The sequence below is a fragment of the Janthinobacterium sp. GW822-FHT07A03 genome, assembly GCF_058798815.1.
The window spans coordinates 165007-177729 of record NZ_JBXAKW010000003.1; the positions used below are offsets into that span (position 1 = coordinate 165007).

Here is a 12723-nt window from a genome sequence, read left to right on the forward strand (position 1 = left end):
GCTCACTGCGGAACCTTCGCCGTCAGTTCAGCGGGCCATGGCTGCTTCGCATCGAGGCGCACCCAGGCCACGCCGGGCAAGCCCACTTTCACCAGCGCCAGGTGCTTTTGCAGCAGCTCGCGGCTGATCTGCGCCTTCACGCGGAACATCAGTTTTTGGCGCTCGCTGGCCGTTTCCACCGTCTTCGGCGTGAACTGCGCGCTGGCGGCGACAAACGAAATCGTCGCGGGAATCACGTAATTGGGCGCCGCGTCGAGGATGATGTGCACTTCGCCGCCCATCGCCACCTTGCCGGCCGCTGTCTCGGGCAGAAAGAAGGTCATGTAGACGTCGGACAGGTCGACCAGGTTGAGCACCTTGCCGCCGCCGGCCAATACTTCGCCCTGCTGCGCCACCAGGTATTGCACGCGGCCGTCGCGCGGCGCCGTCAGCTGGCCATCGGCCAGGTCGGAATCGATGCGCGCCGTGGTCGCCTCGGCGGCCACCACGGCCGAACGCGAGCCGACCACCTGCGCCTTTGCCGCGTCGATGGCCGCCTGCGCCGCCGTCACCTGCGCCTTGGCCGCATTCAGGGCGGCGGCCACGCTGCGCACCCGGGCGCGATCATCGTCGAGTTCCTGCACCGAGGAAGCACCTTCCTTCGACAGGGTTTCGGAGCGGGCCAGGCGGCGCTTGGCCGCATCGAGTTCGCTTTCGCGCTGCGCCACCATGGCCAGCGCGGCCGCCTTGTCACTCTCGCGCACGGCCACCTGCGCCTGCGCGCCGACCACGGCATCGGACGCCTGCTGCTGGCGCGCGCGCGCCTCGTCGCGCTGGGCCGTCAGCGAGTCGACCTGCATGGTGGCCAGCGGCTGGCCCGCCTTGACGAAATCGCCCTCGCGCACGAGGATCTCCTTGACCCGGCCGGCCAGCTTGGTGGCGACGTCGACTTCCGTCGCTTCGATGCGGCCATTGCCGCTGACAAAACCTTCGCCAGGGCCCGTGGGGCGCATTTTTTGCCAGGCCACGTAGCCCAGCACGAGAACGGCCACGACAAGCGCCGCGGGGATGAGTTTTTTCTTCAGTTGAGCATTCATGGTATCGAGGCGATCAAATTAGTGGGTGGAAGCGGCGGCGGGTGCGGGTGCGCCGCCGCCCAGGGCCGCGTACAGGCTGACCTGGCTGGACAGCAGCGCGCGGCGCGTCTGCACCAGCTGCTGCTCGACCGTCAGCAAGTCGCGCTGTGCATCGAGCACTTCCAGGTAGGGCGCGGCGCCATTGTCGTAGCGCAGCTTGGCCAGGCGCGCCCGTTCGCTCTGCGCGGCCAGCGTGGTCTTGCCGATATCGACCTGCAGCGCCAGCCAGCGCCGGTTCGACAGCGCATCGGCCACTTCGCGGAAGGCGCCCTGCACGCTCTTTTCGTAATTTGCCACGGCCACGTCGCGGCGCACCTCGGCCAGGTCCATGTTGGCGCGGATGCGGCCCGCGTCAAAAATCGGCAGCACTAGGCGCGGCGCGAAATTCCAGGCGCCGCTGCCCGAGTCGAACAGGCCGCTCAATTCCGCGCTGGCCGTGCCATAGGCGGCCGTCAGTGAGATCGTCGGGAAGAAGGCGGCGCGCGCGGCGCCGATATTCGCCTGCGCGGCGCGCAGCTGGTGCTCGGCCGCCACCAGGTCGGGGCGCTGCGTAAGTAAAGCCGAGGGCAGGCCCGCATGCAGCGGCTGCAGCACGCTGGCATCGTCGAAGCGGCGCACCTCGCCAGCCACCGGCGCCAGGTCGACGGGGCCGCCCACCAGCTGGGCCAGCGCATGCGCCTGCACGGCGCGCGCCTGTTCCAGCTGGGCCGACAGCGACAGGGCCTGGCTGAGCAGGGTTTCCACCTGCGTCAGGTCCAGCTTGGAAATCGATCCCACCTCGAAGCGGCGCGTGAAGATGCGCAGCGATTCGGCGCGGCTGTCGACCGTGGCGCGCGCCAGTTCCACGCGCTCGTCGAGTTCGCGCAAGCCCAGGTAGCCATTGGCCACCTGCGCCACCAGGGCCACGCCGACGGCGCGGCGCGCCTCGTCGCTGGCCAGCAGGGTTTGCAGGGCGCTGTCCTTCAGGCTGCGCACCCTGCCCCAGAAATCGAGTTCCCAGGCGCTCACGTTCAAGCCCGCCTGGTACTGCGCGCTCGTCATGGCGCGGCCCGTCGGACTCAAGTCATCTGGCACGCGCGCGCGGCTGCCGGAGGCGCCCAGCGCGATGGTGGGGAACTGCTCCGCGCGCTGGATGCCATACGCGGCGCGCGCCTCTTCCACGCGCAGGGCGGCGATGCGGATGTCGCGGTTGCCGGCCAGTGCCTGCGCAATCAGCGCCTGCAGACGCGGGTCGGCAAAGTAGGCTTGCCAGGCGACGTCGGGCGCCTGCGCGCCGGCCGGATCGGTTTCCGGATACTGCGCCGCCACGGGCAGCGGCGGCGGCGCGTACGGCGGCGCCATCGAGGCGCAGCCGGCCAGGGCCAGCGCGGTGGCCAGCGCGGCCATCCTGGCGCGGTTGGGCAAAGTAGAAACAGCCATGGTCATCGTCTTCCAGTCAATTCAGAATGTTGTAGCCGCCATCGACATACAGGGTGCCGCCCGTGATGGCGCGCGCGCCGTCGCCGGCGAGGAAGGCGCACAGCGCGCCCACGTCCTCGATGGTGGCCAGGCGGCGCATGGGCGAGCGTTCGATGGCGTCGGCCATCAGGCGGTCGAAATGGGCAATGCCGGAAGCGGCACGCGTCTCCAGTGGCCCCGGCGAGATGGCGTTGACGCGGATGCCTTGCGGCCCCAGTTCGGCGGCCAGGTAGCGCACCGACGCTTCCAGCGCCGCCTTCACGGGCCCCATCAGGCCGTAGTCGGCGATGACTTCCTCGGCGCCCAGGTAGCTCATGGTCATCAGGCTGCCGCCGTCCCGCATCAGGGGTTCGGCCAGCTTCGCCATGCGCATGAAGGAGTGGCAAGAGATATCCATCGCCTGGGCAAAACCGTCGGCCGAACTGTCCGTCACGCGGCCATGCAAATCGTGTTTCGGCGCATACGCGATGGAATGCACGACGAAATCGATGGCGCCCCACTGCCGTTCGATCTGCGCGAACACCGCTTCGAGCTGGCCCGGCACGGCCACGTCGAGCGGCGCCATGATGGCCGCCTGCACTTGCTGCGCCAGCGGCTCCACGTGCGCTCTGGCCTTGTCATTGAGCCAGGTCACGGCCAGTTCGGCACCGGCCGCGCGCAGGGCGCTGGCGCAGCCCCAGGCGATGCTTTGCGCGTTGGCGATGCCCACCACCAGGCCCCGCTTGCCCTGCAAAGGCAAGTGTGGGCGCAAGTCGGCCGTCATGCCTGGACTGGACGTAAGGCGGGCCACGGCGTGGCCGCCTGTACGCAGCGCACCGCGCCGGCATGCATGGCGGCGGCGCACATGGCCAGGGTCACGCCGCCGGCGCGCGCATACGGTAAGGTAATCGGTGTGTGGGGATGGAGGGTACTGCACGCGTCAGGCGCGGGGGTGTGCATCTTCATGAATCGGCTTCCGTCACTGAAATTCGAGGCCGGCACCAGTGCATTCTCGAGGAACTGGTACAGGGCGAAAATTACTCTACAGCATTTAGATACGTGATTCGCGATGAGTCCGGTCCGCATGCTTATCGTTTTGAGCTAGGTCAACTATAAGTGCGATTGCGGCAATGCAACATTGATGTAAATCAAATTTTACCTGAATATTATCTAAATGAAATATTTTTCAGGCAAGCGTGCGGGAGTGTGTATTTGACAATAATACTGGGCTGAAGGGAAGAAAAGAAGCTTTGCCAGCGACGATGCATATTGCCTGGAAAACAAGCAACGTTGAGCGGTAGAAGAAGGCAGACGGTGGGGAGAGGCAGAACGGGGGCCATGCTATTGCGTTGCAACATGGCCCACCATGCATTACCGGATGGAGATGAACAGTACTATTTGCCCAGCGCCGGGGCAGGACGCGAATACAGGTCGATGATGGTGCTGATGCCATCCTGGCATACGGAGCAGAACGTCTCGCTGCGGTCGAACATGATGCACTGCATCTCGGGCCGGTAGTAGCCGGACGATTCATAGTTTGCGCCTTCGAAGGCGCCCACCGCATGGCGCTGCGGCGCCTTCGAGAACAGTTGCTGCGTGTACGCCAGGTCGGCCTTGAACAAGTCGCTCATCTCGCTTTCCGGGCGATTGGCCGCGCGCAGGGCGGCGCGCTGCTTCTGGTACTCGCGTGCATGACTGTCGTAGGCTTCCTTCGGCCATGGCGTCGGCAGCGGCGTGCCTGCCTTGACGTGGTTCTGCCATTTCAGCCTGGCCGGATCGCGCAGCGCCGTGGCGTTCGGCTCCCACGGCTCCTGCCGCTCGCCATTCGACTGATAGGCCACGGGCGAGGTGTAGTACTCGTCGGCCAGGCCGGCGAAATGGTGGCCGAATTCATGCACGAACAGGTAATTGGCCCAGTCGTTGTTGGCTGCGGCCGTGCTGAACTGGCCGAAGATGCCGCCACCGCCGTAGGTGTCGTTGTTGACGAGGATTTCGATGAATTCATACGGCGCATACTGCGCCAGGTCGCGCAGGGCGCGGTTGTCCGTCGTCAGCACATAACGCTCGCTGCCGAAAATATCGTAGCGCGTGCCCAGCGGCGACGCATGGTGCACGCCCGTCGATGGACGCGACACGCCCGATTCCTGCGTCGGCGCGGCCATGGCCCACACGTTGAAGTCATTGGCCCGTTCGCGGAACGGCGAGACCGTAAACAGGTGCTCGGCCAATTTGCGCGCCGTCGCTTCGAACTTGCCCATTTCGGCGGCCGTGTAGCCGTCGCCCATGATCAGCAGGTCGACCTTCTCGGACGAGGGGCCACTGATGCGGATCGGTATCGGCTTGACCGGTGCCGGCGGCTGCTTGCGGATCACGTCCTGCGCGACCGGGTCGACATCGGTGCTCCACGCAACGGAAAACAGGCCGCGCTCGTCGCGCTTGAGGATGCGCACGCGCACGGGGTGCTCGGGCTGCGGGAAGCGCACGGATTCCTGGAACGCGCGCGTGGTGGTTTTCGCTTCGTCGGTACTGGCCCATTCACCGAAAATGGTGGAGAAGCCGCGCGAATACAGCACCTTGCCGGACTTGATATCGACCACTTCCAGCAGATTGTTGCCGCGGTTGCTGTCATCGATGGGGCGCGCCAGGTTGCCCGGCCACGGCAAGGGCTCGACCAGCACGCGCTCGACCGCATAATGTTCGCCCAGCGCATTGCCGCTGTGCTGGTAATCGAGGCGCATGGTGGCCGGCTGGGCGGCACCGGCAGCCTGCGCTGCAGGGACGATGCCAGCGGCCAGCGCCAGCGCGCAGAGGAAGGATCGAATCGGGGTCTGCTGCATTTCATTCCTGACACGGTAGAAAAACGGGTAAAAGAAGCGGTTTTCCGAACAAACAGCGGCGCCAGCGGCGGGCATGGAAAAATCCGGTGCGGCACATTGTAGCGACAGGAATCGGCACTGCAAAGCATCCATTTCACGCCCCGCTTGACCGCGCCGCGCAATCCATTTATATTAGACTGACTAATCAATTAATTAAAAGGATAGCCAACCGCCATGCGCACCATCGATCCCGGCAAACACGCGGCCCGCCGCGACGCCATTCTCGCCGCCGCGCGCAGCTGCTTCGCGCGCAAGGGCTTTCACCAGACCAGCACCGCCGCCATCTGCGCGCAGGCGGGCATGAGTCCCGGCAACCTGTTTCACTATTTCCCCACCAAGCAAGCCATCATCGCCGCCATCGTCGACCAGGAAGGCAGCGAGACGGCCGCCTATTTCGCCGGCGTGCACGGCAGCGCCGATGCGTACGGCGCCCTGCTCAACTTCATGGACCTGGTGCTGGCGCTGGCGGCCGACGGGGACTTTGCGGGACTGGCGCTGGACATTGCCGCCGAGGCGATGCGCGACACGGATATCGCGGCCAGGGTGGCGCGCAACGACGCCAGCCTGCGCGGCGGCCTGCAAACCTTGCTGGCAGAGGCGGCGGCGGCAGGCCAGATCGACGCCGCGCTGGACGCCGCGCAAACGGCCGGCTGGATCGCCGCGTTGATCGACGGCATCTTCAACCGGGTCGCCGTCGATCCCGACTACGCGCCGCTGGCGCAGCGCGCCAGTTTGCACCTGCTGCTGGCGCGCTTCCTGCGCCCTGCCCTGGCATGAGCGCCGCCATGCAAACCCGGCCCGCGCGCATCGCCGACGTCGACGCCCTGCGCGGCTGCGCCCTGTTCGGTATTTTGGTCGTCAATATCGGCGCCTTCGCCACGCCCTGGTTCGGCCTGGGCTTGACCGATCCGGCCTTTCACGGCGGCGTGGACCGCGCCACGCATTTTCTTGTCGCGCTGCTGTTCGAGACCAAGTTCTATCTGCTGTTTTCCTTCCTGTTCGGCTACAGCTTCACCTTGCAGATGCAGGCGGCGGCGCGCGCCGATGCACCGTTCGTGCCGCGCATGCTGCGCCGGCAGGCGGGCCTGTGGCTGATCGGCGCCCTGCATGCCGTGATCCTGTTTCATGGCGACATACTGACCACCTACGCCGTGCTGGGCATCGTGCTGCTGGCGCTGCACCGCTGCGGCGAACGCCAGGCACTGTCCCTGGCCTTGATGCTCGTCGCCGTCTGCGCGGTATTCTGGGCAGGCATGGCCTGGCTGCAAAGCCTGCAGCCGCCGGGCGACGCGGCGGACAACGCCGTGGCCATGGCGCAAAAGGCGGCAAGCGCGCTGGCCGCCTACCGCGCCACGCCGGCCGCCGTCGTCAACCAGCACTTGCACGAACTGAGCGACATCTGGATCGTCCTGCTGCTGGTGCAGGCGCCGTGCGCGCTGGCCATGTTCCTGTGCGGCCTGGGCGCCGGCAAGCGCGAAATGCTGCTGCACGCGGCCGATTATCTGCCGCTGCGCCACCGCCTGCTGTGGGCCGGCGCGCTGGCGGGATTGCCCGGCGCCGCCTTTTATGCGTGGACCTCCGTGTATGGCGACAGCCAGGCATGGCAGGTGGCGGGACTGGCCGTCGGCCTGGCGAGCGCGCCGCTGCTGGCGGGCGCCTACCTGGCATTGGCGCTGGCCCTGTTCGAGCGTCTGCGCGACGGCACGCTGTTTGCGCTGCTGGCCGACACGGGCCGCATGGCCCTGTCGAACTACCTGCTGCAGTCGGCCGTCTGCGCCTGGCTGTTCCTCGCGTATGGCGCGCGCTTGATGGGCAGCGTCTCGCCGCTGGGCGCCCTGGCGCTGGCCGTCATCATCTTCAGCCTGCAACTGCCGTTTAGCCGCTGGTGGCTGCGCGGCCACGCGTACGGCCCCGTCGAATGGCTGCTGCGGGCCTTGACGATCGCCGCATGGCCGCGCTGGCGGCGCAGCGGCGCCGCTTATTTGTAGCGGTACAGCGGCTGGCGCAGCTGGATGGGGCGGATGTCGAGGCGCAGCTTGAGCACCGAATACGCTTCCGCCTCGGTCGAGCTGTAGCCGACGCTGTTGACCGTTTTACTGAAGCGGAACTCGAAGCCCAGGTCCGGGTACGGGTCGCGCGGGTTGCCGAAGGCGATGCCGATGGCTTCCTGCTGCGCGTTGTCGATCAAATTGCCCATCAGGTCGAGCACGGCGTTGTTGCCGAGGATATCGTTGGTAAACACGGGCTCGCGCATGTCGGGCTGGTTCGGATCGAGCTTGTTGTCGGCCTTGTCCGGCGAGGGCGTAAACACGCGCGTGACGAGGTTGAACTTGTCGCCCCGGTCCAGATAGCTGATGGCGGCGTTGCTGATATTGAAATTTTTCACGCCGCGGTCGCTGATGGCGCCCGACAGGTCGATCAGCAGAGCGCCGCTGTAGCCGATCACTTCCACGTCGCGCATGGCGTCGACCACCATGGCGCTGTTTTCATCGATGCCCAGTCCCAGGTGATAGCCTTTTTTCAGCATCACGGGAATCATGCGGGCAAAGCGCCCGCGCACCAGCAAATGCTGGTCGACGAAGACGTCGCTGCCGATGAAGCCCAGGCCCGGCGCGATCTCGCGGCCGTCCGTGACGCCCATCTTGAGCATGTCGAGCACGGGTTTGGCATCGTAGAACATGGTGGTGCTCATGATGGCCGCGCCGGCGCTGGAACCGGCGATCACGCCGCCGTTGCGGTAGACCGACCAGATGGCTTCCAGCGCGGCCGTGCGGCTGCCGTCCGGGCGCAGCAACGCTTGCGTGATGCGCCCCTGGTCGCCGCCGGCAAAATAGATGCCGGTGGCCGACTTGATCTGCGTAACGATGGCCGGATCTTCGGCCGCCTTGCGGTAATCGCGATTGGCCAGCTTGACGGCCAGCGGCACGAAAAAGGCATCCGCGCCATATTGATTGAGCTTCCTGATGATGCTTTCACCCGATTTTTCCGGGTTCATCGCGGCCGAGGCCAGCACGGCGATGCGCGCGCCGGGACCGCCCGACAACTTGACGATGCGCTGCCACACTTCGGCATTGTCCGCGCGCAGGCCGCCGCCGATGATGACGAGGGTGCCCTGCGGCGCGCTGCCGATGGCGCTGCCGCCAGGCGCCGCCACGGCATGAAAGCTGCACAATGCCAGCGCGAACAGCAGCGCGGCGCAAAAGGTGTGATACCGGCTTGAGAATGATTTCATGGTGCCTTTCAAATACAAGGAAAGGGGTGCACACTGGTTGATGCAGGTATGCGCCCTTGCTGCCAAAACTGCTGCTTGCAACCCAACTGCGATACTACCCGCTGCGTGTGACAGCGGTATTGCGGCATCTCCTGCTTTGCCGCCTTATTTGAAGCTGTAATTGGCGCTGGCATAGAAGCGCCGGCCGCGCGGGTCCGAATAGCTGGGGTCATAGCCGGACAGGAAAAAGTATGCCTGGTTCGAGTACGGCGGACTGGTATTGAACAGATTCTGTATGCCGGCGCGCAGCTTGAACTGCTGGCTGACCGCATACGCGCCCGACATATCCCACAGCGTGTACGCCTTCACGCGATTCGGCTTGACCACGCTGCCGTCGTCCGTGTTGATGGCCGAATTCTGGTCATCGTAGCCGCTCGAATACGTGTTCGACAGGCTGGCCGAATACGGGCCGTTGTCCCAGTCGAGCGTGATCGTGTGGCGCCAGCGCTGCACCACGCCATCCGTGACGAAGCGATTGAGATTGCTGACAAAGGTATCGCCAGGGCTGGTCTGTATTTTTGAGCCGAGCACATACGTGCCGCTCAGGTGCCCGCCAAAGCGTCCCCACGCCGTTTTCACGCCGTGCAGGTCGGCCGTGATATCGATACCCGAGGCTTTTTGCGCGCCGCGGTTTTCCTTGCGCAGCTCGATATAGTCGATTTCATTGTCCTCGTTGCGGTGCACGAGGTTGCCGTACTTGGCCAGATTGCCTAGGATGATGTCGTCGCCGATTTCGCTGATCAGGTCCGTGCGCTTGATGTTCCAGTAATCGACACTGAAGGTCCAGTGCTGGCCAGGTTCGAGCACCAGGCCGGCCGAGAACTGGCGGCTGTGTTCCGGTTTCAGCTTGTCGTTGCTATAGCGGCGCGTGTCCCAGTTTTGCGCGCAATCGGCATAATTGTTGTCCACGGTGGCGCACAGCACGGGATCGGGCAAGGTCGCCGTGCTGCTGTAGACAGTGGGACGGTGCAAATCCGACATCGACGGCGCGCGGAAGCCCTTGCCGGCCGAGGCCCGCAGCAGCACCTGCTTGGCGGGCATGTAGGTCAGGCCCACCTTGGGACTGAGGGCGCCGCCCACCTGCTCGTAATGGTCGTAGCGGCCAGACAACTGCGCCTGCCACTGTTTGCTAAACGGCAGCAGCAATTCGCCGTACACGGCTTGCACATTGCGGCTGTCGCTGGTGCCCTTGCCACCTTCCGGCGCCGCATCGTTGTTGATGTTGTCGCTCATCAGCAGTGCCGATGGGCGGAACTCGGTGCGTTCGCGCCGCACTTCGCCGCCCACGGCCAGCGCCATGTCGCCGCCGCCCATGGCCATCAGTGCGCGCGAGGCCTTGAAATCCACCCCATCCATGGTGCCGCGCGCATGGCGCACCTCGTCGTCGACCTGGATGCTGTCGAGCAGCGCCCGGCCTTTCGCGCCGGAGGGCCCGAACGGATTGATGTCGCCGGCGGCAATCCCCGCGATCAGCTTGTCGTACAGGACGTAGCCATGCGTATCGCGGTCCTTCACGACGTTGACGCTGTGATTGAAGCCCACGTCGTAATCCCAGCCGGCGAGCGTGCCGGTGGCGCCCACCACGACACGCTGGCTTTCGCTGGTCAGCTGACTGGTGCGCATGCCCGCCTCGTTCAGGCGCATGCGCAGCTCCAGTTCGCGCTCCACCTGCTTGCCATCGTCGTCCAGTATGGTATCGAAACCGGCGTTGGCCAGCTGCGGCACCTTGCTGTAATCGAGAAAGCCAGTCACGCGCGCCGACGAGCCCACGTAATAGCTGCGCGAACGGCTCAGCGCCACTTCCGCATACAGCTGGTGATCGTTATTCAGTTTCAGCACGCCGCGCGTGAGCAGGTTCAGCTTGTCCGTCTTCGGATACAGCTCCGTGTCGCCCATGTAGTCGTAGGTGCAGGCATCGACGCCGCCCGTACCCGCCGACAGATACAGATTGGCCGGCGGCGCGCAGTCCGGAATCGCAAAATTGATCTGGCGGTTGGTGATCGGCTTTCCATTGAGCAGAAAACCGTTGTCCTGCAGGTGCTCGCGCTGGGCGCTGGACAGGCGGATATTCGCCGGGCTGGTAAAGTTCGACAGCAGATGGCCCAGGCGCTGCGGGATCTGCAGGTTCGGGATGAACTTGCGCTGCGAAGAGCGCAGACGGTCCGTTTTTTGCAGGTCGGCCACGGCAAAGATATTGTAGCCATCGGCCGCCAGGTCGCCCGTGCCGGCCGTGATGCTGGCCGTGCGCTTGCCCGCGCCGCCTTCGTCGGTGCGGCTGCCGTAGACGTTCAGCTCCACGCCCTGGTAATCCTTGCGCGTAATGAAATTGATGACGCCGCCGATGGCGTCCGTGCCGTACAGGGCCGAGGCGCCGTCGAGCAGCACTTCCACGCGCTGCAGGGCGGCGGCGGGAATGTTATTGAGGTCCACGCCCGCATCGTCGCCGGGCGAGGCAAAGTTGGCCATGCGCCGGCCATTGAGCAGCACCAGGGTCGACGACGTGCCCACGCCGCGCAGGTTGGCGCTGTTGAAGCCGCGCTGGTCGCCGCCCACGTTGATGCTGGCGCCGTCCGTCAGACCGCCCACGTTGGCCGACACGCGCGCCATCAGCTCGGCCGCCGTCGTCACGCCCGCCTTTTCGATCTCGGCGCGCGTGATGATCTGCACTGGCAGCGCCGTCTCCGACTCCAGCCGCTTGATGGCCGACCCCGTGATCTCCACGCGCTGCATTTTTTTCGGCGCCGGCTCCACGTCCGGCCCCTGCTCCTGGGCCCGCGCGCCGCCGGCCAGCATGCCCAGCGCCGCCGACACGCTCAAGGCGCCCAGCGCCAGCCGCACGCCTTGCGCCAGCAGCGACTCGCGTGGCAAGGAGCCGCCATCCTGTCTTTTCATCTGCATTGCCTCTCTCCCCAATGGTGTACGTCTGATTTTTATCATGATTTTGGGACTGCCTTGCGTTGCCTTGAAGCTGTTTTCCGCACACCCTGCACGCCATGTTCGCCGCCATACAGATAGGCTGCGATGACGTCGCTCAAGCGGGCCGCTTTTTCAACGTTCTTTTTGTTCGACACCATCAGCGCCACGGCCAGCGCCTCGATCATGGCCAGCGCCGTGCTGGCGCTGCTGGGTAAAACGGGATGCGTGCTTTGCGCATACAGCGCGTGATCGGCCAGTTCGGCCAGGGGCGATGCGGGCGAGTCGGTCAGCGCCACGATGCAGGCGCCGCGGTCGCGCGCGAAGCTGGCCAGGCCGATGCAGTCGAGCGTGTAGCGGGGGAACGAGATCACCACCAGCACGTCGTGCGCCGTCAGGTTGACCAGGTGACCGGCCGCCACTTCCGAGCCGCCGATGCCCACCACTTCCACCACATGCGGGCAAAACGGCTGCAGGTGCTGCACCAGCATGCCCGCCAGGTTGGCCGACAGGCCGAAACCCATCACGTACACGACCTTGGCGCGCGTCAGGCGGCGCACCACGGCCTGCACGGCGGGCGGAGACAGGGCATCGGACGTGGCGGCGATGTTGGCGGCCGCATATTCCAGGCTTTCCGTGATCGGCGAGGTGGCGCGCGCGCGCCGTTCTATCGTGCGGCGCAGTTTGTCGACCGGCTGCAGCAGCGATTGCAGGGTTTCGGCCATGGCGCCGCGCATGGCCGAATAATTCTTCTGGCCGATGTCGCGCGCGAAGCGGCTGATGGTGGCCGTCGACACCTGGCAGCTGTCGGCCAGTTCCTCAATGCCCAACGCCGTCACGCGCATCTGGTTGCGCAGCAGGTAGTCGGCGATCTGCCGCTGCGAGGCCGAGCCGCCGGCCAGCACGTGCATCAGCGCCTGCCCCAGCGGCGATTGCGCGAACGCGGCATCGGGCGACGCCAGCGTGGTGGCAAGTGGCGTGGGGGCGCTGCTTCTGGCAGGACTGGCGGATGCTCTCATATCGCTGGCGGCCTGTGTTCTTGTGTGTGGCGAATGACGGATAAGGAGGCGAAAACGGGACGCTGGAACTTACTGTACTCATATCAAAAAGA

General features: G+C 65.5%; 10 protein-coding genes. 2 read left to right on the forward strand and 8 right to left on the reverse strand.

The annotated features are described in order from the left end of the window. Window positions 1–2: 2 nt before the first annotated feature. The 5 genes from AC1RJW_RS10315 to AC1RJW_RS10335 all read right to left on the reverse strand — a co-directional run bounded on the left by AC1RJW_RS10315 (window position 3) and on the right by AC1RJW_RS10335 (window position 5389). Window positions 3–1076: an HlyD family secretion protein gene (locus AC1RJW_RS10315; protein WP_493044836.1), complete on the reverse strand. Its 1074-nt coding sequence runs from the start codon at window positions 1074–1076 to the stop codon at window positions 3–5. Between the two features lie 18 nt (window positions 1077–1094). Continuing rightward, window positions 1095–2540, reverse strand: coding sequence for an efflux transporter outer membrane subunit (locus tag AC1RJW_RS10320; RefSeq protein WP_493044837.1), 1446 nt, complete (start codon window positions 2538–2540; stop codon window positions 1095–1097). Window positions 2541–2550: 10 nt separating this feature from the next. Beyond that, the gene (fabI, locus tag AC1RJW_RS10325; protein WP_493045150.1) at window positions 2551–3336 is read right to left on the reverse strand and encodes an enoyl-ACP reductase FabI; all 786 of its coding nucleotides are present in this window, start codon (window positions 3334–3336) and stop codon (window positions 2551–2553) included. Beyond that, entirely contained in the window at window positions 3333–3518 is a 186-nt protein-coding gene (locus tag AC1RJW_RS10330; protein WP_493044838.1) for a hypothetical protein, read from the reverse strand. The genes fabI and AC1RJW_RS10330 overlap by 4 nt, the downstream gene beginning before the upstream one ends. Before the next feature lie 428 nt (window positions 3519–3946). Continuing rightward, window positions 3947–5389: an IgA Peptidase M64 gene (locus AC1RJW_RS10335; protein ID WP_493044839.1), complete on the reverse strand. Its 1443-nt coding sequence runs from the start codon at window positions 5387–5389 to the stop codon at window positions 3947–3949. 213 nt (window positions 5390–5602) lie between these two features. On the opposite strand from AC1RJW_RS10335, the gene AC1RJW_RS10340 reads away from it, so the two are divergent. After that, complete coding sequence (locus AC1RJW_RS10340; protein ID WP_493044840.1) at window positions 5603–6205, forward strand: TetR/AcrR family transcriptional regulator; 603 nt, start codon at window positions 5603–5605, stop codon at window positions 6203–6205. Window positions 6206–6213: 8 nt separating this feature from the next. After that, window positions 6214–7416: a DUF418 domain-containing protein gene (locus AC1RJW_RS10345; protein WP_493044841.1), complete on the forward strand. Its 1203-nt coding sequence runs from the start codon at window positions 6214–6216 to the stop codon at window positions 7414–7416. Here AC1RJW_RS10345 and AC1RJW_RS10350 read toward each other — a convergent pair. From AC1RJW_RS10350 to AC1RJW_RS10360, 3 genes are all read right to left on the reverse strand, one after another. Further along, window positions 7407–8660: a cyanophycinase gene (locus AC1RJW_RS10350; RefSeq protein ID WP_475416052.1), complete on the reverse strand. Its 1254-nt coding sequence runs from the start codon at window positions 8658–8660 to the stop codon at window positions 7407–7409. The two genes, AC1RJW_RS10345 and AC1RJW_RS10350, sit on opposite strands and share 10 nt — an antisense overlap. A gap of 144 nt (window positions 8661–8804) precedes the next feature. Continuing rightward, entirely contained in the window at window positions 8805–11597 is a 2793-nt protein-coding gene (locus AC1RJW_RS10355) for a TonB-dependent receptor (RefSeq protein WP_493044842.1), read from the reverse strand. 35 nt (window positions 11598–11632) lie between these two features. Beyond that, window positions 11633–12631, reverse strand: a complete 999-nt coding sequence (locus AC1RJW_RS10360; RefSeq protein WP_493044843.1) for a MurR/RpiR family transcriptional regulator — start codon at window positions 12629–12631, stop codon at window positions 11633–11635. Between the last annotated feature and the right edge of the window lie 92 nt (window positions 12632–12723).

Bases quoted from the DNA above. Each gene is read 5' to 3' on its own strand.
- AC1RJW_RS10315 (WP_493044836.1), bottom strand. From the start codon at position 1,076: ATGAATGCTCAACTGAAGAAAAAACTCATCCCCGCGGCGCTTGTCGTG.
- AC1RJW_RS10350 (WP_475416052.1), bottom strand. From the start codon at position 8,660: ATGAAATCATTCTCAAGCCGGTATCACACCTTTTGCGCCGCGCTGCTG.
- fabI (WP_493045150.1), bottom strand. From the start codon at position 3,336: ATGACGGCCGACTTGCGCCCACACTTGCCTTTGCAGGGCAAGCGGGGC.
- AC1RJW_RS10340 (WP_493044840.1), top strand. From the start codon at position 5,603: ATGCGCACCATCGATCCCGGCAAACACGCGGCCCGCCGCGACGCCATT.
- AC1RJW_RS10320 (WP_493044837.1), bottom strand. From the start codon at position 2,540: ATGACCATGGCTGTTTCTACTTTGCCCAACCGCGCCAGGATGGCCGCG.
- AC1RJW_RS10355 (WP_493044842.1), bottom strand. From the start codon at position 11,597: ATGCAGATGAAAAGACAGGATGGCGGCTCCTTGCCACGCGAGTCGCTG.
- AC1RJW_RS10335 (WP_493044839.1), bottom strand. From the start codon at position 5,389: ATGCAGCAGACCCCGATTCGATCCTTCCTCTGCGCGCTGGCGCTGGCC.
- AC1RJW_RS10345 (WP_493044841.1), top strand. From the start codon at position 6,214: ATGCAAACCCGGCCCGCGCGCATCGCCGACGTCGACGCCCTGCGCGGC.
- AC1RJW_RS10330 (WP_493044838.1), bottom strand. From the start codon at position 3,518: ATGAAGATGCACACCCCCGCGCCTGACGCGTGCAGTACCCTCCATCCC.
- AC1RJW_RS10360 (WP_493044843.1), bottom strand. From the start codon at position 12,631: ATGAGAGCATCCGCCAGTCCTGCCAGAAGCAGCGCCCCCACGCCACTT.